At 69.0% G+C, this 19948-nt stretch carries 26 protein-coding genes; 10 read left to right on the forward strand and 16 right to left on the reverse strand.

Annotated elements, in window-relative coordinates:
- Window positions 1-51 precede the first annotated feature (51 nt).
- Window positions 52-1308, reverse strand: coding sequence for an amidohydrolase family protein (locus ACFYRU_RS07040; protein WP_387653978.1), 1257 nt, complete (start codon window positions 1306-1308; stop codon window positions 52-54).
- Between the two features lie 64 nt (window positions 1309-1372).
- Here ACFYRU_RS07040 and ACFYRU_RS07045 point away from each other — a divergent pair, with 64 nt between their 5' ends.
- On the forward strand, window positions 1373-1852 hold the full coding sequence (locus ACFYRU_RS07045; RefSeq protein WP_387653981.1) for a MarR family winged helix-turn-helix transcriptional regulator: 480 nt from the start codon (window positions 1373-1375) through the stop codon (window positions 1850-1852).
- Between the two features lie 42 nt (window positions 1853-1894).
- On the opposite strand, the gene ACFYRU_RS07050 is transcribed toward ACFYRU_RS07045, so the two are convergent.
- The 3 genes from ACFYRU_RS07050 to ACFYRU_RS07060 form a co-directional block, all read right to left on the reverse strand.
- Window positions 1895-2110 (reverse strand): helix-turn-helix domain-containing protein, encoded by a 216-nt coding sequence (locus ACFYRU_RS07050; RefSeq protein WP_012923942.1) that lies wholly within the window; start codon window positions 2108-2110, stop codon window positions 1895-1897.
- Between the two features lie 118 nt (window positions 2111-2228).
- Entirely contained in the window at window positions 2229-3404 is a 1176-nt protein-coding gene (locus tag ACFYRU_RS07055; protein ID WP_387653984.1) for an acetoin utilization protein AcuC, read from the reverse strand.
- Between the two features lie 17 nt (window positions 3405-3421).
- Window positions 3422-3733 carry a hypothetical protein gene (locus ACFYRU_RS07060; protein ID WP_387653986.1) on the reverse strand — a complete coding sequence of 104 codons (312 nt, stop codon included), beginning with the start codon at window positions 3731-3733 and terminating at the stop codon, window positions 3422-3424.
- Between the two features lie 68 nt (window positions 3734-3801).
- On the opposite strand from ACFYRU_RS07060, the gene ACFYRU_RS07065 reads away from it, so the two are divergent.
- The 4 genes from ACFYRU_RS07065 to ACFYRU_RS07080 all read left to right on the forward strand — a co-directional run bounded on the left by ACFYRU_RS07065 (window position 3802) and on the right by ACFYRU_RS07080 (window position 7190).
- Window positions 3802-4386 (forward strand): TetR family transcriptional regulator, encoded by a 585-nt coding sequence (locus ACFYRU_RS07065; RefSeq protein WP_387653988.1) that lies wholly within the window; start codon window positions 3802-3804, stop codon window positions 4384-4386.
- A gap of 170 nt (window positions 4387-4556) precedes the next feature.
- Window positions 4557-5324: a hypothetical protein gene (locus ACFYRU_RS07070; protein WP_387653991.1), complete on the forward strand. Its 768-nt coding sequence runs from the start codon at window positions 4557-4559 to the stop codon at window positions 5322-5324.
- A 145-nt stretch (window positions 5325-5469) separates the two neighbouring features.
- Complete coding sequence (gene trpS, locus ACFYRU_RS07075) at window positions 5470-6438, forward strand: tryptophan--tRNA ligase (protein WP_387653994.1); 969 nt, start codon at window positions 5470-5472, stop codon at window positions 6436-6438.
- Complete coding sequence (locus ACFYRU_RS07080) at window positions 6435-7190, forward strand: endonuclease/exonuclease/phosphatase family protein (protein WP_387653996.1); 756 nt, start codon at window positions 6435-6437, stop codon at window positions 7188-7190. The genes trpS and ACFYRU_RS07080 overlap by 4 nt, the downstream gene beginning before the upstream one ends.
- Before the next feature lie 140 nt (window positions 7191-7330).
- Here the strand turns inward: ACFYRU_RS07080 and ACFYRU_RS07085 are convergent, their stop codons facing one another.
- The 3 genes from ACFYRU_RS07085 to ACFYRU_RS07095 form a co-directional block, all read right to left on the reverse strand.
- Window positions 7331-7777 carry a DUF3800 domain-containing protein gene (locus ACFYRU_RS07085; protein WP_387653999.1) on the reverse strand — a complete coding sequence of 149 codons (447 nt, stop codon included), beginning with the start codon at window positions 7775-7777 and terminating at the stop codon, window positions 7331-7333.
- Window positions 7778-7995: 218 nt separating this feature from the next.
- On the reverse strand, window positions 7996-8898 hold the full coding sequence (locus tag ACFYRU_RS07090; protein WP_387654002.1) for a TIGR03560 family F420-dependent LLM class oxidoreductase: 903 nt from the start codon (window positions 8896-8898) through the stop codon (window positions 7996-7998).
- A 4-nt stretch (window positions 8899-8902) separates the two neighbouring features.
- Window positions 8903-9259, reverse strand: coding sequence for a winged helix-turn-helix transcriptional regulator (locus ACFYRU_RS07095; RefSeq protein ID WP_387654004.1), 357 nt, complete (start codon window positions 9257-9259; stop codon window positions 8903-8905).
- Window positions 9260-9309: 50 nt separating this feature from the next.
- Here ACFYRU_RS07095 and ACFYRU_RS07100 point away from each other — a divergent pair, with 50 nt between their 5' ends.
- Window positions 9310-9741, forward strand: coding sequence for a pyridoxamine 5'-phosphate oxidase family protein (locus ACFYRU_RS07100; RefSeq protein ID WP_387654007.1), 432 nt, complete (start codon window positions 9310-9312; stop codon window positions 9739-9741).
- Here the strand turns inward: ACFYRU_RS07100 and ACFYRU_RS07105 are convergent.
- Both ACFYRU_RS07105 and proC read right to left on the reverse strand, forming a co-directional pair.
- On the reverse strand, window positions 9734-10321 hold the full coding sequence (locus ACFYRU_RS07105; protein ID WP_387654008.1) for a hypothetical protein: 588 nt from the start codon (window positions 10319-10321) through the stop codon (window positions 9734-9736). The genes ACFYRU_RS07100 and ACFYRU_RS07105 overlap by 8 nt on opposite strands.
- A 60-nt stretch (window positions 10322-10381) precedes the next feature.
- Complete coding sequence (proC, locus tag ACFYRU_RS07110) at window positions 10382-11185, reverse strand: pyrroline-5-carboxylate reductase (protein WP_387654010.1); 804 nt, start codon at window positions 11183-11185, stop codon at window positions 10382-10384.
- 103 nt (window positions 11186-11288) lie between these two features.
- Here proC and ACFYRU_RS07115 point away from each other — a divergent pair, with 103 nt between their 5' ends.
- Complete coding sequence (locus tag ACFYRU_RS07115; RefSeq protein ID WP_387654012.1) at window positions 11289-11774, forward strand: hypothetical protein; 486 nt, start codon at window positions 11289-11291, stop codon at window positions 11772-11774.
- Here the strand turns inward: ACFYRU_RS07115 and ACFYRU_RS07120 are convergent, their stop codons facing one another.
- The gene (locus tag ACFYRU_RS07120; RefSeq protein WP_387654014.1) at window positions 11775-12704 is read right to left on the reverse strand and encodes a proline dehydrogenase family protein; all 930 of its coding nucleotides are present in this window, start codon (window positions 12702-12704) and stop codon (window positions 11775-11777) included.
- Between the two features lie 160 nt (window positions 12705-12864).
- Between ACFYRU_RS07120 and ACFYRU_RS07125 the strand changes: the two genes are divergently transcribed.
- The 3 genes from ACFYRU_RS07125 (at window position 12865) to ACFYRU_RS07135 (ending at window position 15515) form a co-directional block, all read left to right on the forward strand.
- Window positions 12865-13899: a DUF695 domain-containing protein gene (locus ACFYRU_RS07125; protein WP_387654016.1), complete on the forward strand. Its 1035-nt coding sequence runs from the start codon at window positions 12865-12867 to the stop codon at window positions 13897-13899.
- Between the two features lie 63 nt (window positions 13900-13962).
- Complete coding sequence (locus ACFYRU_RS07130; protein WP_387654018.1) at window positions 13963-14472, forward strand: SigE family RNA polymerase sigma factor; 510 nt, start codon at window positions 13963-13965, stop codon at window positions 14470-14472.
- An 11-nt stretch (window positions 14473-14483) separates the two neighbouring features.
- The gene (locus ACFYRU_RS07135; protein WP_387654021.1) at window positions 14484-15515 is read left to right on the forward strand and encodes a hypothetical protein; all 1032 of its coding nucleotides are present in this window, start codon (window positions 14484-14486) and stop codon (window positions 15513-15515) included.
- Here ACFYRU_RS07135 and ACFYRU_RS07140 read toward each other — a convergent pair.
- The 6 genes from ACFYRU_RS07140 to ACFYRU_RS07165 are packed head-to-tail and all read right to left on the reverse strand — an operon-like array spanning window position 15512 to window position 19942.
- Window positions 15512-16249: an ABC transporter permease gene (locus ACFYRU_RS07140; protein WP_387654022.1), complete on the reverse strand. Its 738-nt coding sequence runs from the start codon at window positions 16247-16249 to the stop codon at window positions 15512-15514. The two genes, ACFYRU_RS07135 and ACFYRU_RS07140, sit on opposite strands and share 4 nt — an antisense overlap.
- Complete coding sequence (locus ACFYRU_RS07145) at window positions 16246-16968, reverse strand: ABC transporter ATP-binding protein (protein ID WP_387654025.1); 723 nt, start codon at window positions 16966-16968, stop codon at window positions 16246-16248. The genes ACFYRU_RS07140 and ACFYRU_RS07145 overlap by 4 nt, the downstream gene beginning before the upstream one ends.
- Before the next feature lie 40 nt (window positions 16969-17008).
- On the reverse strand, window positions 17009-17578 hold the full coding sequence (locus ACFYRU_RS07150) for an HD domain-containing protein (protein WP_387654028.1): 570 nt from the start codon (window positions 17576-17578) through the stop codon (window positions 17009-17011).
- On the reverse strand, window positions 17578-18168 hold the full coding sequence (locus tag ACFYRU_RS07155) for a TetR family transcriptional regulator (RefSeq protein WP_387654031.1): 591 nt from the start codon (window positions 18166-18168) through the stop codon (window positions 17578-17580). Before ACFYRU_RS07155 ends, ACFYRU_RS07150 begins: the two co-directional genes overlap by 1 nt.
- Window positions 18165-19013, reverse strand: coding sequence for a sugar phosphate isomerase/epimerase family protein (locus ACFYRU_RS07160; RefSeq protein WP_387654034.1), 849 nt, complete (start codon window positions 19011-19013; stop codon window positions 18165-18167). Before ACFYRU_RS07160 ends, ACFYRU_RS07155 begins: the two co-directional genes overlap by 4 nt.
- The gene (locus ACFYRU_RS07165) at window positions 19010-19942 is read right to left on the reverse strand and encodes a Ppx/GppA family phosphatase (protein WP_387654037.1); all 933 of its coding nucleotides are present in this window, start codon (window positions 19940-19942) and stop codon (window positions 19010-19012) included. The genes ACFYRU_RS07160 and ACFYRU_RS07165 overlap by 4 nt, the downstream gene beginning before the upstream one ends.
- Window positions 19943-19948: the final 6 nt, after the last annotated feature.

Here is a 19948-nt window from a genome sequence, read left to right on the forward strand (position 1 = left end):
ACCCGCACCTCCACCGAGTCGTGGATTCTGGTCGTGATCGGGAGCCGATACTCACGACTCGGCGGTGGCGGTGGTGGTCGTGAGGTACGTCGTTGAGTCGGCGAGGGTGGCCAGGGCGTGGTCGAGGGTGGTGGTGGTGAGGCGGCCGTGGCGCTTGACCGGGGTGCCGGCGACCAGGACTGTGTCTACGTTGCCGGGGTGGGCCGACGTGACGACCGTGGCCACTGGGTCGTGGAGGCCGTCGGCGAGGTTGAGGTCTGTGGTGCGGAGGAGGATCAGGTCGGCTTGGTTGCCTACGACAAGGGAGCCGACGTCGGGGAGGCCGAGGGCCTGGGCGCCGCCGTACGTTGCCAGCTGGAGGATTTCGGCGGCGGTGAAGGTCTTGTGGCCGAGGGCGAGGAGCTCGTGCATCGCGCGGAACATGTCGCCGCCGGAGGTGGTGACGACGTCGATGCCGAGGCTGATGCCGACGCCGGCCGCGCGCAACCGGCCGGCGAGCGGCCGGCCCATCTCCATCCGCGCCTCGACCGTCGGCGTGACCGAGACCGAGGCCCCGGTTTCGGCGATCACCTTCAGTTCGGCGTCGGGCAGGTTGTTGCCGTGGACGTACAACGTGTTCGCCCGCGCCAGCCCGGCGTCCCGTAGCCGCGTCACCGGATCCGGCGTGTCCGAACTGCTGCTGATGTGCACCACCACCGGCACCCCGAGCGAATCCGCCAGCTCCCAGTCCGCCCGTACCGTCTCGAACGAGGCGAACGACGGACCGATCGCCGCCACCGCCAACCCGAGCCGCTCCGACCGCCGCGCCATGATCCGCCGCATCTCCCCCGCATCCACGGCACCACCGCTCAACGGCGACGGACCGTACCCGAACACCGCCCGGATCCCGCTCCGCTCCAGCGCGTCCAGCGCCGCGTCGGCATGATCGGGCGTCCGCTGCACATGCGAGTAGTCCTGCACCGTGGTGATCCCGCCGTCCAGGCACTCCAGCGCCCCGACAAGGTTGCCCGCAGCAACATCCTCCGCGCGGAACCGCGAACCGAAGCCGGCGAGCACCCGCTCGAAGTACACCCCGAGGTCCGCGTCCACCGCGATCCCGCGCAACGCCGTCTGCCACAGATGCCGATGCGTGTCGACGAACCCGGGCAGCACGAGCCGGCCCCGCGCGTCGATCACCTCGGCGTCGGCGACCAGTTGGGCCCCGACCGCGGCGATCCGCCCGCCCTCGATCAGTACGTCGGTGTTCCGCCGGACGACCACCTCCGGGTGGGTGTCGATCACGGTCCCGCCCTTGAGCAACAGCCTCACGAACATCTCCCTCAATAGAAAGCTTTATGAAAAGCTATCATCAAAGCATTCTAGGATGTCAACCATGAACGACGATCCGGTGGACCGGCTGATCGCGTCGTGGGGCCAGGAGCTGCCGGAGGTGCTCTATCCGACCAGCGAGCTGACGAAGCGGATCCTGGTGCTGTCCGGCGTACTGAACGAGGCCACCCGGCGGGTGCTCCGCGACCTCGCGCTGACGACGGCCGAGTTCGACGTGATCGTGTCGCTGCGCCGCTCGGGTACTCCGTACCGCCAGAAGCCGTCCGACCTCAGCCGGAGCCTGCTGCTGTCGACGGGCGGTACGAGCAACGTCACGAACCAGCTGGTACGCCGGGGTCTGGTCGTACGGGAGCCTGATCCGGCCGACGGCCGTGGTACGCAGATTCGCCTGACCGACGAGGGGGTCGCGCTGGCAGAGAAGGCGGTGAAGGCGAGCGCCGCCGCCCATCACGAGCTGTGGTCCGGGCTGCCGGCCGAGGTGGTCGAGCAGGCCGCCGTGGCACTGCGGGCACTCCGGACATGACGAAGGGGCCGGTCCGTAGATCCGGCCCCTTCGGCTTCTGTGTTATCCGGCCTGGAAGAAGGCGCCCTTGAGGTAGTCGTGCACCGCGTCCTCGGAGACCCGGAACGAACGACCCACCCGCACCGCGGGCAGCTCACCGGAGTGCACCAGCCGGTACACCGTCATCTTGGACACGCGCATGGCCGTGGCGACCTCCGCCACGGTCAGAAACTTCACCTCGGCGAGCGGCTGCTCACCACCGGATTTCTTTGATGCCATTGCGCACCGCACTTCCAGCACGGATCGTGCGCCGGCTTCCCCTCCGGCACCTACGTCCGTGCATGTCACGAGAGTAGTGGCTGTTGGTACGAATGGGAAAGAGGGGGACTCGTGTGACTCAGTAGCTCGGATCAAGACCTAACAAAGGGAAGCTGGCCTCGCGGGTTGCGTGGATCGCGCGGTCGAGCCAGGTGTCGGGGTTGTAGCCGTTCGACCAGTCGACGTAGGAGGCGTCCCGGCCGTCGGTCATCCGGACCGGCGCGACCCGCCCGAACCGCAACTGCACCTCCTCGCGCCACGCGTCCGGCACCGGCGTCGCCGGGTCGATCGGGTTGCCGGCGACGATCGCCAGCAGGTGCGTCCAGGCCCGCGGGACCACGTCGATGATCGCGTACCCGCCGCCACCGGTCGCGATCCACTTCCCGCCGGTGAGCTGGTGCGCGAGGTCGTGCAGGGCGACGTACGCCGCCCGCTGCCCGTCGATCGTCTTCGTCAGGTGCGCGAGCGGATCCTCGACGTGCGAGTCGCAGCCGTGCTGCGTGACGAGCACCTGCGGCCGGAACGCCTTCACCACATCGGGTACGACGGCATGGAACGCACGCAACCAGCCCGCGTCGCCGGTCCCGGGCGGGAGGGCGACGTTCACCGCCGTACCCTCCGCGTTCGGCCCGCCCGTCTCGCCGGCGCTCCCCGTACCCGGGAAGAGCGTGGTCGGCGACTCGTGCAGGCTGACCGTCAGTACGCGCGGGTCGTTGTAGAACACGGCCTGTACGCCGTCCCCGTGGTGTACGTCCACGTCCACGTACGCGACCCGCTCGGCGCCGTGGTCGAGCAGCCACTGGATCGCGATCGCCGGGTCGTTGTACACACAGAATCCGCTGGCCTGGTTGGGCATCGCGTGGTGCAGCCCGCCGGCGATGTTCGCGGCGTGCAGTACGTCGCCCTCCCAGACCGCGCGGGCCGCCTCGACGGAGGCGCCGGCGATCCGGGCGGAGACCTCGTGCATGTGCGGGAAGCAGTACGTGTCCGACGTGCCGAGACCGTGCACCGGGTCGGACTCGTCCGGGTCCTCGCCGGCGCGCTTCACGGCCGCGACGTACTCCGGGGTGTGCACGGTCTCGAGCAGCGCGTCGTCCGCGGCCGGCGCGGGCACGATCTTGAGCTGGTCGAGCACCCCGAACTCGCGGGCGAGCTTGATCGTCAGCTCGACCCGGATCGGACTCATCGGATGCCCACGGCCGAAGTCGTACGCCGTCAACCCGTCGTCGAAGACCAGCAACGCCTCACCACTCATGCTCCTGACCTTAACGGTCAGGCTTCCGGAAGTGGCCTGCCGAAGCGGCGGCTCATCCAGTAGGCACCCCGGCGGGCGTGGAAGACGGTCATCAGGACGGCGCCGCACGCGCCCGCGAGCAGGGCAGCCCAGGGGTGCGCGCCGACATGGGCGGCCGCGAGCAGGGCGGCGGCGATCGCGAAGGCCGCGAGGCCGTCGAGGGCGTTGTTGGTGGCGGAGTTGCCGGTCAGGTTCGGGAACTCGTGTCCGGTGATTCCGGTGACGAAGTGCGGGACGCCGTTCAGCGCCATCAGCCCGGCCAGGAAGGCCAGCAGGATCGCCTGGATCATCGTCTCTCCCCTTCAGTCTACGTCTGTTGACCGAAAGCGTATCAGTCAACGGGCGTAGACTGAAGGCCGTGACCACGAGGGCGGAGCAGCGCAGGCAGACCGAGGTCCGGATCCTCACCGCGGCGCGGGAGTTGTTCGGCGAACACGGGTTCGACCGGACCACCGTGCGGATGGTCGCGACCCGGGCCGGCAGCGATCCCGGGCTGGTGATGCGGTACTTCGGCTCGAAGGAGAAGCTGTTCGCGCAGGCAGCCTCGATCCCTCCGGACGGCGCGATCGAGGGCTCGCCCGCGGAGATCGCGGAGCAGCTGATCGCGGCACTGACCGGCAAGCTGACCGAGGAACCAGCCGCCGCGCTGGCCGCACTGCGGGCCATGTTCAGTCATCCGGAGGCGGCCGAGGAGGTCCGTACGGCGATGACCGCCCAGCAGCGGCAGATCGCGGACCAACTGCCCGGGGACGACGCGCTGGTGCGGTCCGGGGTGCTCGGCGCGCTCACGCTCGGGCTGGTGATCTCCCGGCACCTGGTCAAGCTCGACGGTCTGGACGTACCCGCGGCCGAGCTGATGGCGGTCGCGGGGCCGTTGATCGAAGACCTGGTGAAGGACGAACGGGCGGCGCGGCACCCCTCCCTGGCCGCGCCAACCCGTTAGGTCCAACAGTCGATTCATCGGCGGCGGACTGCAAAGCGTTACAGGTTTTGCAAATCCAGGTCGAGAAACCGCAGAATCTGCATCTGTTCCGGTGTCGCCTGACTGCGGACAGTGAGATTCGGACTTGCGAGTACTTGACCGAGGGGCCCAAGGTTCTCCCTGTGAGGCAAATGAAACCCAACCGTCGGCAGATCTTCACGGTGGGCGCAGCCGCGGCCGCTGTGACGGCGGCCGGCTCGACCCAGACCGCATCCGCGCAGACGAGCGCGGCTGACAGCACCTCCGCGTTCGCCAGTACGTCCGCGTCCACCGGGCCGTACGGCTCCGGCGTGGCCGGGTCCTGGACGACTGCAACGCACGCGATCTCGACCGCCGCGCAGTTCCAGCACACCCGCGAGACCAACGGCGTCTATATGTTCGGCGACAGCATCTCGGTCCAGGACGGCAAGGCGCTGGCGATCCGGCTGCTGAACCGCAACGGCACCCAGCTGGCCGTCCACAACTGGTCCAGCCGCCCGACCTCCGGCGCGGTCGACGCGCTCCAGCAGATCGCGTCGACGTACGGGCTGCCGCGGCGGATCCTGATGGCCAGCGGCTCGAACGACATCTTCGACCCGCCGAAGTTCGCCGCGCAGGTCGCCCGCGCGGTCAGCATCGTCGGCCAGAACCGGACGCTGTACTGGGTCAACCTCCAGGTCGTCCGCAGGTCCGTCACCGCGCCGGTGCAGCTGGCCGACCAGCGCAACAGCTCGTGGCTGAACATGCAGCTGTACGACGCGCAGGAGAAGTACTCGAACCTGCGGATCATCCGGTGGGCCGAATGGCTGTGGGTGAAGCCGTACCGGCTGACCAACTACCTGCGCGACGGCGTCCACCCGTCGGTGCCGCTGGGCCAGGACGCGCGCAACGAACTGATCGTCCAATCGCTGCTAAGCTGATTTCGTGAACACGAACTTGCAGCTGTGGTGGGCCGCCTAGGGCGGTCCATCCCAGCGCGTGTTCGCACGCAGCCACCAAGGCCGCCTCACCGAGGCGGCCTTTTTCGTGCTCTCGGTGGGGCCATCTCACCGAAAGGGCACGATCATGACCTCGCTTTCCGGCATCACCCCGTCCGGCCGGCTGACGCTCGGCAACCACCTCGGCGCGCTGCGCCGGTTCACGGATCCGGACGGTTTCTACTTCGTCGCGAACCTGCACGCGATGACGACCAAGCACGACCCCCGAAGACTCGCCACGCTCACCCGCGAGTTCGCGACGCTGATGCTCGCGGCCGGCGTCCCCGAGGGCACGGTGTTCGTGCAGTCCGACGTACCCACGCACGCACAGCTGGCGTACCTGCTCGAGTGCACGTCGTACGTCGGTGAGCTGTCCCGGATGATCCAGTACAAGGAGAAGGGCAGGAACCGCCCGATGACGCGGGCGTCGCTGTTCACGTACCCGTGCCTGATGGCCGCGGACATCCTGCTGTACGGGGCGGAGCGGGTACCCGTCGGCGGCGACCAGGACCAGCACGTCGAACTGGCCCGGGACGTCGCGATCCGGTTCAACCGCGAGTACGGCGAGACGTTCGTCGTACCGCAGCTGAACAAGGCGGCGCTGGCGACCCGGGTGAAGGACCTGCAGAACCCGACCGCGAAGATGAGCAAGTCCGACGCCGACGACGCGGTCGGCACGATCCGGCTGCTGGACCCGGTGGACGTGATCCGCCGGCAGATCATGCGCGCGGTCACCGACTCCGAGAACGAGGTCCGCCACGACGAGGCGACCAAGCCCGGCGTGACGAACCTGCTCGACATCCTGGCCGCCTGCACGGACCGCGATCCGGTCGAGCTGGCCGCGTCGTACACGTCGTACGGCGCGCTGAAGCAGGACGTCGCGGACGCCGTACTCGCCGTCATCGAGCCGCTGCAGAAGGAGTACGCGCGGTTGGCGACCGACCCGGGTGCGATCGATCACCTGCTCGCGCAGGGCCGGGACCGGGCGCTCGACGCGAGTACGCCCCGGCTGCAGGCTGCGTACCGGGCCATGGGTTTGGCAGGATCTGCGCCATGAAGATCCGCCCAGGTATTCGTGTCGCTTCCTTCAACATCCGGAACTCCTCCGCACCCGACGGCGACAACGCATGGCCGGTCCGGCGGAAGGCGACGGTGGCGGCGATCGAGCAGCTGGACGCGGACGTGGTCGGGCTGCAGGAGGTGCTGCCCGACCAGCTCGAGTACCTGCGCTGGCGGTTCGGCAAGTACGAGATCGTCGGCGCCGGCCGGGACGACGGGATGAGTGCCGGCGAGCACTCCCCCGTCCTGGTCCGGCCCGGCGACTGGCGGATCGAGCGGTACGAGACCCGTTGGCTGTCCGACGACCCGGGGACGCCGGGCTCGATCGGCTGGGACGCCGACCTGACCCGGATCGCGACGCTGGCCTGGCTGCGGCACCGCAACGGTACGACGATCGGCGTCGTCAACACGCACTACGACCACGCCGGCGAGGTCGCGCAACTGCAGTCGTCGCGGCTGATCGCGCGCTGGATCAGCGGATCGCTGCCGTGGATCGTACTGGGCGACCTGAACGCGACCCCGGACTCGCCGCCGGTCAAGACGCTGGTCGACGCCGGGCTGCGGCTCGCCGTACCGCTGTCCGAAGGCGGCAGCTGGCACGACTTCACCGGCGCCGTCGACGGCGACCGCATCGACCACCTCCTGGTCACCCCGGAGTGGACCGTCACCGACGCGTCCGTCTCCCACCACCGCCCCGAAGGCCACCTCCCCAGCGACCACTGGCCGATCGTGGCGACCCTCTCCATGTAGGACCTGGTGCACCGGATCTTGAGCTGGTCGTGGTCGCCCAGTGCCACTTCCGTGGAGTCCTGTAGTAGAATCAGGCACAGGAGGCCCGAGAGGGAATCCGGTAAGCCAGAAGCCCCGCCAACGGCGGGGCTTCCGTGCGTCTAGGGCACCCACAGTCGCTGATGGACGATCCGGCGTTCGATATGCCCCCAGATCCGCTCGTTCGCTCGCTGCGCACGACCGTCCGACTCGGCGTGGGTTTCGCGCCGACGGTGGAGGAAGGCGATCAGATCGGCGGCCTGCAGCAGGCGGCTGGTGTGCGAGGGCACGAAATGAATGGTGTCGACAACCTGGCCGAGCGTGCTCGACAGGTAGCCGGGTGTTCCATACCTCCGATAGTCGATCAGCGCCTGTCGATGTGCATCCGCCTCGGCAACCTCGTCCGCGATGACCAGCACCCGCTCGGGAGTGTTGCGAGCGTTGTCGTTCACGCGCTCCAACCCATGCTGGAGCACCACCGAATGCGGTGCTTCGGGATAGCTGTAGCGACGCCGCAGCGCGGGAATGTCGACCCCGCACAAGAAGATCTTGACGGGATAACAGCGCATGCCCGTGCAACTCGGACGTGGGTGCGATCGCGTACGCGGTCGCCGCGTCCTGCACGACCTGTTCGAGATCGCTCGCGAGCGGGATCGCGACTTCATCTGGGCAACCGAGCGCCGCGATGTAGAAGCGTTCCTTCGTATACGACTCGTCGAGGTAGGTCAGCAGCACGCGAGGAACGTATATCCACGTGGGCGCGTGCCGCCAATTTCGCCCCGCCAGCTCAGATCTTCGCCAGTACCTCTTTGTGGAGGCGGTCCAGCGCGTCGAACCGCCGGCTGCCTTCCCCCAGGAACGCATCCGGCACCAACAACTCGTCGATTCCCGCTGCCGGGTATTGCGCCACCACATCCAGCACTTCCTGCGCGGACCCCATCACTACGTGCATGCCTCGGCTCTCGAGCCGCTGTTTGCGCTCGGCCGCCTCGGTGTCCCCCGGCACAACCACCTCCAGGAACGTCTGAGCCGAGCGCCGTACGCTCTGCGGATCCCGCCCTATCCGCACACAGTGCTGGGCAAACACCACGCCCTTCTGAGCCGCAAGATCCGGCCGCCCCCAGTGGTTCCACTCGTCCGCATACCGAGCAACGATGCCAAGGGCAACCTTTTCACCAGACGCTCCGATGAGGATCGGCAACCGGGAAGGCTTGGGCTCGCAAGGGGCGTCGTGCAACTGGTAGTACTTGCCGTCAAACGTCGTACGCTCCTGGGTGAGCAACCCGGTGATGACCTGACAAGCCTCTTCGAACCGCTTGAGCCGCGGCCCGACAGCCGGCAGCTCGATGCCGTAGACCTGGTGCTCGTTGACCTGCCACCCCGCCCCGATCCCGAGCACGAACCGCCCGCCCGCCATCTGGTCGATGGTCGCGGCGGCGTTCGCGACCACGGCCGGGTGCCGGTACGTGTTGCCGAGCACCATCGACCCGACCCGCACCCGCTCGGTCCGGGCCACGATCCCCGCGATCAACGCCAGGCATTCGTTCACCGGGACGCTGAGGTCGTCCCCGTTCTGCATGAAATGGTCGGCGATCCAGACCCCGTGCCATCCGGTGCGTTCGGCGTACTCCGCCCCTTCGAGCACAGACTGCCAGGAACGAGCCGCTGCGGGCCACAAAGAGAAGTCCATGGGGTCATCTTCTCTCTTGGGCCTCGAGGACCTTCTCGCCGTTTTCTTCGGCCCATTCGGTGAGCAGGCGGATCGGGCCCATCAGGGTGCGGCCGAGCTCGGTCAGGTCGTACTCGACGCGCGGCGGGACGCCCCCGTGGTCGGTGCGGGTGACGAGGCCGTTGGCCTGCAGCCGGCGGAGCGTCTGGGTCAGCATCTTCTTCGAGATGCCGCCGACCAGGTCGATCAGCTCCGAGTGCCGGCGCGGGTGGTCGTTCAGTCCCCACAGCACGACGACCGACCACTTGTCCGCGATCACCTCCACCGCGAGGCGCGCCGGACAGTCGGCCAGGAAGACGTCACCGGGTTCTACACCGTACACAGCGGCCAGGGTACCCAGAGGTTCCCACGGCAGTACCTAGCGTTCGGGACATGAGCACAATTCCGGACAGCGCACACCGGCTCTTCGAGGAGCCGAAGAACGTCACGATCGTCACTGTCGACCCGGACGGATCACCACAGGCCTCGCTGGTCTGGGCCGAGCGCGACGGCGACGACATCCTGATCGGCATCCAGGCGCCGCATCGCAAGACCCGCAACTTGTTCCGCGACCCGCGGGTGACGCTGGTCGTGCAGGACGACCAGGTCACCTCGCGCGGGACCACGCAGTACCTCGTGCTGCGCGGTACGGCGAAGCTCGAGGGGCCGGGGATCCGGCGCGAGTACAAGGCGCTGATGGACCGCGAGTCGCAGCGCTACCTAGGCGTACCCGAATTCCCTTTCGGTGAAGGGATCTGGGACACCGGCGTGATCGCCCGCGTCACCGTGGAGCGAGTCTCCGGCGAGGGACCGTGGGTCAGATGACCAGGTGCCAGCGGAGCATGAAGGCGCCGATGGAGAGTACGACGTAGAGCAGGACGAGGGCGGTGCCGATGCCGGGGCGCGGGCGGTGCCGGCGGACCTGGGTGGTCAGCGAGCGTTCGCGCAGTCCTTCCATCACCGCGGCGACCTCGGCGGTGCGGTCCTTCGGGATGCCGTTGATCTCGTGCTCGTCCGGGCCGCGGGTCAGTACGACGCTGTCCTCGCCGATCTCGATCTTGCCGACGTCCTGCCAGGCGAGGCTGCGGATCAGCATGCTGGTGCGCGCCTTCAGGCCGGTCGGGTACAGCTCGACCCGGTACAGCACGACGCCGCCGGCGACCCGGACCACGGACGCGCCGATGATCGTCAGCAGGCCGACCGCGAGCATGTCGCGAGCACCCATCCAGAGCCACGAGTTCAGCGCCGGCACGGCGACGAACGGCAGCAGGAACAACGCCCACGCCCACCAGGGCGCCGGGTCCAGCGGCACCCGCCACGGAAGCTGCGGCAGCTCGTGCTCCTGCTGCGCTTGGACAGGCGCGGTGGCCGGCTCGACCGAACCATTACCCATGGGCGAACTCATCCCTCGAACATGGCAGGAAACCTCGGCGGAGTTACCTTAACGCCACCTGAGCAAGAGGTGTTATTCGGCTGCGAGGTCGCGGGAGCGGTTGCGGGCGGCTTCGATGGCGGAGAGGAAGGCGGCGCGGACCTTGTGGTCCTCGAGTTCGCGGACGGCGGCGGCTGTCGTACCGCCGGGAGAGGTGACGCGTTCCCGCAGTACGGTCGGGTGTTCGCCGGTCTCGCGGAGCAGCTTGGCGGATCCGACGACGGTCTGTACGACGAGGTCGGTCGCCGTACCGCGCGGAAGACCCATGTGGACGCCGGCCTCGATCATCGCCTCGACGACGAAGAACAGGTACGCCGGACCCGATCCGGAGATCGCGGTCACCGCGTCCTGCTGCTTCTCCGGGACGCGGATCACCCGGCCGGTCGCGGCGAGCAGGCTCTCGGCCAGCTCCAGGTGACTCTCGTCGCAGTGCGCGCCGCGGGAGATCGCGGCCATCCCCTCGTCGACCAGGGCCGGCGTGTTCGGCATGACGCGGACGACGGCGACACCCTCGGGCAGTCGCGACTCGACGAAGCTGGTGCTGATACCGGCCGCGAGCGACACGACCGTCTGCGTCGGCTGCACGGCCGGGGCGATCTCCGCGAGCAGGTCGGGCATGTCCTGCGGCTTCACCACCAGAACCAGCGTGTCCGCCTGCTTCGCGGCGTCCAGGTTCGACACGACGTCGACGCCGTACCGCTCACGGAGCTCGGCGGCGCGCTCCTCCCGGCGCTCGGTGATCAGGAGGTCCTCCGGTCGCCGGCCGGCCCGAATCAGCCCGGACAGCAACGTCTCCCCCATCACACCCGCCCCGAGGACGGCCACCTTTGCACTCATGCCCACAGACTACTGACGAACTGCCCAGATCCCGGTCCCACTGCTCACCAGCCGGGACATAGGCTCTCCTCTCCCACTCCTCCGCCCCGAGAAGGAACCGCCCATGCGACTGCTGCGCGCCCTCGCCCTCCCCGCCGCCGCTCTCCTGCTGCTGATCAGCGGCCCGGCCCCAGCCACCGCCGTCGCCGATGACAGCGACACCGGAACGCTGACCAACCCGACCATGGCCACCGCGGTCGCCCCCGCGACGATGTCGGCGGCCGGCTATTCGTACACAGCGCCCGTCGACCACTGCATCCTCTACGGCTACGAGATCGGCGCCACCTGCTACCAGTGGGTCGGTGACGACCAATGGGTGATCGACGGCGACGCCAACGGCTGGGCCGCCGTCGTGCACGTACAGACCAACTACGGCAAGGACCGGTACTGCCAGGCGCTCCCGGCCGCTCAGGGCTGGGGCAAGTGCAACTACGACCACGTCGAAGGCAAGTGCGTCCGCTGGCAGATGTACGAGCTCAACGACGGCACCACGAGGAACTTCACAGGCTGGAGCGCCTGGTACGGAACGGACTACGGCTATCCGTGCTGACTACTTCTTGCTGATCAGCGAGCGCGCGAAGAACTGCAGGTTCGCCGGGCGCTCGGCCAGGCGGCGGACCAGGTAGCCGTACCAGTCCTCGCCGTACGGGATGTAGATCCGCATGGTGTGGCCGAGACCCGCGAGCCGGAGCTGCTCCTCGGGGCGGATGCCGTACAGCATCTGGTACTCGAAGGAGCCCGGCTTGCGGCCGGCGCGGTCGGCCAGCGCGCCCGCGATCGAGATCAGCCGCGGATCGTGCGAGGCGATCATCGGGTAGCCGTCGCCGTTCATCAGGACCTTCATCGCCCGTACGTACGCCTTGTCGACCTGGCGCTTCTCCTGGAACGCCACCGACTCGGGCTCCTTGTACGCGCCCTTGCAGAGCCGGACCCGGGAGCCGGCGTGCGCGAGGTCGCGGCAGTCGGCCTCGGTCCGCCGCAGGTACGCCTGCAGGACCGCGCCGGTCTCCGGGAAGTCCTGGCGCAGCTCGCGGAGGATGCCCAGCGTGGAGTCCGTGGTGGTGTGGTCCTCCATGTCGAGGGTCACCGTCGTACCGGCGTTGCGGGCCGCGTGGCAGATCGTCCGGGCGTTCTCCAGCGCGATCTTCTCGCCGTCGCCGGGCAGCGCCTGGCCGACCGCGGACAGCTTCACCGAGACCTCGGCGTTCGCGGTCAGGCCGGCCGCGGACAGCTTCTTCAGCAGGTCCAGGTACGCGTCGGCGGTGGCGGTCGCGGCGGCCAGGTCGGTGACGTCCTCACCGAGGTGGTCGAGGGTGACCCGCAGGCCGTTGCTGACCAGCTTCTCGGTGGCGAGCACGGCCTCCGGCGCGGTCTCACCGGCGACGAACCGCGCGACGATGCCGCTGGACACCGGCAGCGACGACACGGCCTTCTTGATCTGGGGGCTGCGGGACATGCCCAGCAGGACTCGCCGAAGCACTACGTGTTCCTCCTCATCAACCCACCCATTGCCAGTGGTGAATGCAGGCTACGCGCCTGAACCGGACGCTCCCTAATCGTGTGGCGGGCACCACACCAGCGTGGCCACTGGTTCGCTTCAGGATCGCTGGTCGCACCCCTGGTTGGTAGAGGATGCGGCTATGCCCATCTTCAGACGCCGCCGCCGGAACGCCGTGGAGGCCGATCCGATCGGTGCGTTCTGGTCCTGGTGGACGACCACCGGCAGCGCGGCCGTCGCGGACGCCGTCGCCCGCCGGGAACCGGGCGACGCGAACGACGAGCTGAACGAGCGGGTCGGCCGGATCCACCCGGACCTGGAATGGGAGCTCGGCCCGGGACTGCACGCCGAGCACGTGCTGATCGTCACGGCCGCCGGGAACCCGGCGCAGCGCGCGACCGCCCGCCGCTGGTTGCGCGCGGCACCGCCGTCGGACGACATCTGGGAGTACGCCGATCTGCGCCGGCCGGGGCCTGCCGTGACGATCCAGTTCGAGGGCCTCCCGCCGGTCGCGATCGACGAGTCGCTGGTGTCGATCGAGCCGGACTCCGCGTCGGTGCACGTCGGCGTCCACCATCCTTCGTTCGCGTCGCTGTCGGTGGACGTGCAGCGGCGGGTGACGTTCCTGATCTTGGACCTGGTGCTGGGCGAGGAGATGGTGGAGACCTGGGTCGGGGCGATCGACACGCTCGCGGACGTGCCCGACGACGCCGTACCGGTGATGGAACTGCTGCCGGCGGTGGCCGGGTTCGCGGCAGAACACACGCTCGAGGACGGCAGTCCGGCCTGGAAGATGCTGGAGGGTACGCGGGACGGGCAACGGGTGATCGCGACCGCCGAGTACCCGCTGCGTTCGATCCGCCGGCCGCACCTCGACACGCACGTGGCGGTGTCGATCCGGTATCCCGTCGTCCGGGACGACGGCCTGCCCGAGTCCGAGATGCTCGACGAACTCCGCGCCTTCGAGGACCACCTCACCGACCGCCTCGGCGGCTCCGGCAACCTCCTCGCGCACGAAACCTCCGGCGGCGTCCGCATCCTGCACTACTACACCGACGGCACCACCCCTGCCGACGCCCAGCTCCAGGCCGCCACCACCGGCTGGCCGCACGGCAAGGTCACCGTGACCACCACCCCGGACCCGGCCTGGCACAACGTCTCCCATCTCTCGGGCTGATCAGGGTGCAACCTGGGAGTTCGGCCTTTCCGTCTTGAGGGAGAGATGGAGAGTGGAGGCAGGATGGCGGAGCGAGACCGGGAGTTCGTCGAGTTCGTCGAACAGGCCGGCGCGGGATTGCGGCGAACAGCGTTCCTGGTGTCGGGCGACCGGCACCGGGCCGACGACATCGTCCAGGACGCGCTCTACCGGCTGTACCTGGCATGGCCGAAGGTACGGCGGGTCGGCAACCAGCTGGCGTACGCGCGCCGGATGGTCGTGAACGCGGCGTACGACGGAAACCGCCGGCCGTGGCGGCGTGAGGTGGCGACGGCCGAGGTACCGGACCGGACGGGCCTCGACGACTTCGCGCACGGGTACGCCGAACGGGACGAGGTGCTCGCGGCACTCAAGTCACTCGGACCGCGGCAGCGTGCGTGCGTCGTACTGCGCTACTACGAGGACCTGTCCGTCGAGCAGACGGCGGAACTCCTCGGCTGCTCCGAAGGCACCGTGAAGAGCCAGTCGGCGCGGGGCCTCGACACTCTCCGACGAGCCATCGACCTCCGGCGGACGGGCCGGGCGGCGCTGTGAAGGAGAACGAGATGGAAGACGTACGTGAGGTCAGCGCCGAGCTGCACAGGCTCGCCGACGACGAACCACTGCAGCCCCTGGACACGATGCAGGTCCTGGAACGCGGTCGTCGCGGCAGGCGTCGCCGCCGGCTCCTCGGCGCGGGTGGGGCAGCCGCCGGTGTGGCCGCCGTGGCTCTTGCGGTCAGCCTGGTGCCCAATCTGATCGCGGCGGACAAGCAGCCGACCGTCGCCGGGAGTGGGCAGCAGAGCGCATCGTTCGAACCTGTCCCCGGCGTACCTCGGGGTGAGGAAGCAGCCGACCAGCGGATCAAACGGGCCGAGGCCGAACGTCGCTGCGCACTGCAGAACCCACAGGAGAAGCGACCACTCCAGCCGCAGACCTACTACCGGGTCGGCGACATGACCCAGTACCAGATCAAGAGCGGCCAGCAGTACGCCGAGTGCACCGTTCCCGGAGGCGACCGGCCGACCGCGGCCACGATCGCCGCCGCGGCGGCGGACCCGTTCCCGCGGAGCACCGCGGACCAGCTCCTGAAGTGTTCGGTGCAGAGCTGGATCGACCTGACCGGCTGGCGGGTGGTGGCGTCCGCCCGATCGGACAGCCTCACCCGGTCGGAGCTCCTCGCGGTGTCGCCGTCGGGCCGGAAACTGGTCGCGTGCGGCATCTCCAAGAGCAAGACGGTGGCGCCGCGGTCTCCGGTCTCCACTGCATTCTTCACGCTGGACCGGCTCGGTTCGTCCGATCCGATCCTCGCGCCGGCCACCCAAGGCAAGCCCGCTGAGCTGTTCGTTGCCGGCGGCGGTGGCCTGGGCAGCTGCACCAACGACACCTGCTCCGGGTACAACTGGGTCGGCTGGGGCCGAGTGCCGAACGCCACGGAGGTCCGGTTGTCGATCGGCAACGGCCCGGTCACCAAGGTCCCGGTCAAGGACGGCTGGTTCGCCTTCACCTGGGAGGCCCACAACAAGTACGACATCAAGGCCCAGCCCAAGGGCGGCGCCTACGACCAGAACGGCAAGCTGATCCGCAGCTTCCCCTAAGCAGTACGGCGTTTGAGGGTGGCGGCACCAAGGCCGAGGGCAGCGAGGATGAAGGCTGCCACGACCAAGGTGTCGCCACCTGTTCCGGTGGTCAACCCGTTGCCCTTGGCAACTCCCAGGACGGCGTCCACGGCGTACGACAGGGGTAGTACGTCGCTGATCGCGTGCAGGACCGACGGCAGGTGCTCGCGCGGGACGAACAGTCCGCAGAGCAGGATCTGCGGGATCATGATGGCCGGCATCATCTGGACCGCCTGGAACTCGGTGGCCGCGAACGCGCTGGCGAACAGGCCGAGAGCCGCTCCCAGTACGCCGTCCAGGACGGCGACCACGCCCAACTGCCACGCGGAGCCCTGGATGTCCAAACCGAGCAGATAAAGGGAAATCGAGACCACGACCACGGCCTGCACGACGGCGACCAGGGCGAACGCCAGCGCGTAGCCGAGCAGGAAGTCCAGCTTCGACATCGGCATCGTGAACAACCGCGACAACGTGCCACTCGAACGTTCTCGCAGCGTCGTCACCGACGTGACGACGAACATGATGATCGACGGGAACACCGCCAGCAGCGGGCCGCCGGCCTGGTCGAACACCCTCGGGGAGTCGTGGAAGATCCACCACATCAGGCTGATGAAGAAGGCCGGCAGCAGGATCAGCATCGCCACCGTCCGGTGGTCCCGGCGGAGCTGGGCCAGCACCCTGGCCGCGATCGCGAACGTCACCCGTGGAGTCATCGCGCACCCGCTTTCCGTTCGATCAACGTGAGGAACGCCTCCTCGATGTCGGTGGTCCCGACCGCGTCGAGCAGCGCCGTGGGCGTCTCGTCGGCGAGCAGCTCACCGTCCCGCATCAGCAGCAACCGGTCGCACCGCGACGCCTCGTCCATCACGTGACTGGACACGAGCAGCGTCGACCCGGCATCCGCCAACTGATGGAACAACGCCCACAGATCCCTGCGCAGTACGGGATCCAGGCCGACCGTTGGTTCGTCCAACACCAGAAGCTCGGGACTGCCGAGCAGTGCGGCCGCGAGCGAAGCGCGCGAACGCTGACCGCCGGACAGGCTGTCCACCCGGGCGTCCGCATGCTGGGTGAGGTCGACGGCCGAGATCACCCGGTCCACCTCGGAGGCGGCGACACCGAGCACCGCGGCGAAGAACCGTACGTTCTCGAGGACCGTCAGGTCGCCGTACACACTCGGCTCCTGGGTCACGTACCCGATCCGGCCGCGGAGCTTCGGCGCACCGGCCGGCAGGCCGAGCACCGAGACGTCGCCGGTGACCCGCGCCTGCAGTCCGACGATCGCGCGGATCAGCGTGGTCTTGCCGCATCCGGACGGCCCGAGCAGACCGGTCACGGTCCCGGCGTGCAGGTCGAACCCGACCCCGTGCAGCACCTCCCGCTCGCCGCGCACCACGACCAGGTCGTGACAGCTCACCGCGTTTTTCATCATATGATGAATTTAGCGCGCAGGTCGCTGCCCCGCAATACCTTCAGACGACGGCGTATCCGGTCGCGGCGCTGAGCTCGCCGAGCCGCGGGTCGCCGTACCGCTGCCGGAGCTGCGCGAACCGCAGCACCTTGTCGGCGCCGAAGCGGGCGACCTCCGTGGCGTACGTGTCGGCCGACACGAACACCGGCGGCGTCCGTTTGCTGTGGAACTTGTCGGCGTACATCACCAGTTCCTCCTCCGGCGTCCGCGGCAGGTAGTCGTCGGCCGGGATCGGCAGCCCCTGCCGGACGACGTCCTCCCGGGTGATCCCGACGCCGGTATGACACGACGCGAACCGGCACAGCTCGACCGGGAACCCCAGCGACGCGAGCAGCTCGTGCCCGAGGATGCCGTGCCGTACGTACGCCGCCGAGTCCAGCCGGTACACCCCGATGTCGTGCAGCAACGCCCCGGCCCGGACCAGCTCCGTGTCGACGTCCAGGCCGGCGAAGAACTGCGCCGCCACCTCTGCCACCAGCTCGCAGTGCTCGTACACGACGTCGAACGCCGCCCGGCTCGGCGCATACGTGCGGTGCAGCTCGCGGATCTCGGCGTCGCGCGGGATCTCCATCAGCCGGTCAGGTGCTGCTGCAGGACCGGGGCCAACCGGTCGATCAGCGTCGCGACGTCGACCGAGGCGACCGGCTCGAGCTCGACCAGGTACCGGACGACCGCGGTCCCGACCAGCTGGGTCGCGACCATACCGACCCGCAGCTTGGCGTCCGGTACGTCGAGCATCTGCGAGACCGGCTGGACGATCAGCTGGGTGATGCCTTCGCGCATCATCCGGGCCACCTCGTCACTGCTCAGCACGCTCCGGAACAGCGCCTTCATCCGCTGCTGCCCGTCCGGCGACTCCCAGACGCCGAGGAACGTGGTCGCGATCCGGCGGCCGATCTCGTCCCGCGGCCCGTCGACGATGTGCGCGGCGATCAGCCGCGGATCCACCGGCAGTGCCAGCGCCTCGATGAACAGCTCGTCCTTGCTGTCGAAGTAGTGGTGGACGAGCGCCGCGTCGACACCGGCCTGGCGCGCGACGGCCCGCATCGAGGTGGCCGCGAACCCCTTGTCCGCAAAGGATTCCCGGGCCGCCTCGACAATCTCCCCACGCGTGTCCGGTCCACCTGGTCGGCGGCCCGGCGTACGGCGGGCAGCTGTCACGGCGTGAGCTCCGAGATCTCACCGTCCGGGGTGACCGCGAACGGCGTCCGCCGGGACTTCACGAAGTGCCGGCGGGTGAACTCCAGCGACTCCACCAGGTCGACCTCACGCTCGGAACGGCTGGTCGCCCGCCGGGTGTTGATCTCGATGATGATGTGCCCGCGGAAGTCCTGCTTGGCCAGCTCGTTCAGCAGGTCGGCGGCGCGCTGCGTCCCGCGGCCCGGGACCAGGTGCTCGTCCTTCGCGGAGCCGGTGCCGTCGGTGAGGTGTACGTGGGTGAGGCTCCTGCCCATCGTCGCGGCCAGCTCGACACAGTCCTGCTCGGCGGTGGACGCGTGCGACAGGTCGAGCGTGGTGTGCGCGTACGTCTGCTCGGTCGGGTCCCAGCTCGGCGCGTACGCCTGCAGGTCCCGCCCGGGCGCGCGCCACGGGTACATGTTCTCGACCGCCAGCGTCACGCCGGTCTCGGCCTCGAGCTTGGCGATTCCCTCGACGAACCCGCGCGCGTAGTCCCGCTGCCAGCGGAACGGCGGGTGGACGACGACCACGTCCGCGCCGAGCTCCTTGGCCGCCTCGGCGCTGCGCTCCAGCTTGCTCCACGGGTCCGTACCCCAGACGCGCTGCATGATCAGCAGCGTCGGTGCGTGGATCGCCAGTACCGGCAGCTGGTGGTAGTCGATCAGCCGCTGGATCGCGTCGATCTGGGTGCTCAGCGGATCGATCCCGATCATCACCTCGACACCGTCGTACCCGAGCCGGGCGGCCAGTTCGAAACCGCTGGCGGTGGACTCGGGGTAGACGGAGGCGGTGGACAGACCGATCTTCGCGGTCGTACGAGAGCTCATCGGGGTTGCAGTTGGTCGAGCCGAGACAGGATGACGCCCTCACGGAGCGCCCACGGGCAGACCTCGAGCGCGGGCAGGTCGAACAGGTCCATCACGGCGTCGGCGACCAGTGCACCGGCGGTCAGCTGCGCGGAGCGGCCGGCCGAGACCCCCGGCAGGGCGGCCCGCTCGGCGGCCGTCATCGTGGTCAGCTTCGGGATCCACTCGTTCAGGTCGTCGCGGTTCAGCGTGCGCGGGATGTACGGACCGTCGGCGGACGGGGCCGCGCCGGTGATCCGGGCGAGCGAACGGAACGTCTTGCTGGTGGCCACCGAACGCTGTGGCCGGCCGGCCCGCAGGACCGGACCGGCGACCGCGGCGAGCTCCATCCGGATCCGCCGGCGCAGGGCGCGTACCTGGTCCTTGTCCGGCGGGTCCGACGTCAGCGCCTCGCGGGTCAGCCGGCCGGCACCGAGCTGCACGGACTCCGCCACCGTCGGCTGCTCGTCCGACCCGGCCGCGATCTCCAGCGAGCCGCCGCCGATGTCGAACACGGCCAGCCGGCCCGACGACCAGCCGAACCAACGACGGACGGCGAGGAACGTCAGTCGCGCCTCGTCCTCGCCGCTGAGCACCTCGAGGTCCACGCCGGTCTCGGAGCGGACGCGGTCCAGCACCTTCTCACCGTTCGGCGCCTCGCGCAGCGCCGACGTGGCGAACGCGAGCACCGACTCGCAGCCCTTGTCCTCGGCCAGCTCGACGGCTTCCTTGGTGAACGCGATCAGCCCGTCCGCACCGGACTGGTCGATCTTGCCATGCTCGTCCAGGTGCTCGGCCAGCCGCAGCTCGGTCTTGTGCGAGTACGCCGGCAGCGGCGCGGCACCACGATGAGCGTCCACCACGAGCAGATGGACGGTGTTGGATCCCACGTCGAGTACGCCGAGCCGCATACCCTC

The sequence above is a fragment of the Kribbella sp. NPDC004536 genome, from assembly GCF_042873835.1.
In the GTDB taxonomy this organism is placed as follows: Bacteria; Actinomycetota; Actinomycetes; order Propionibacteriales; family Kribbellaceae; genus Kribbella.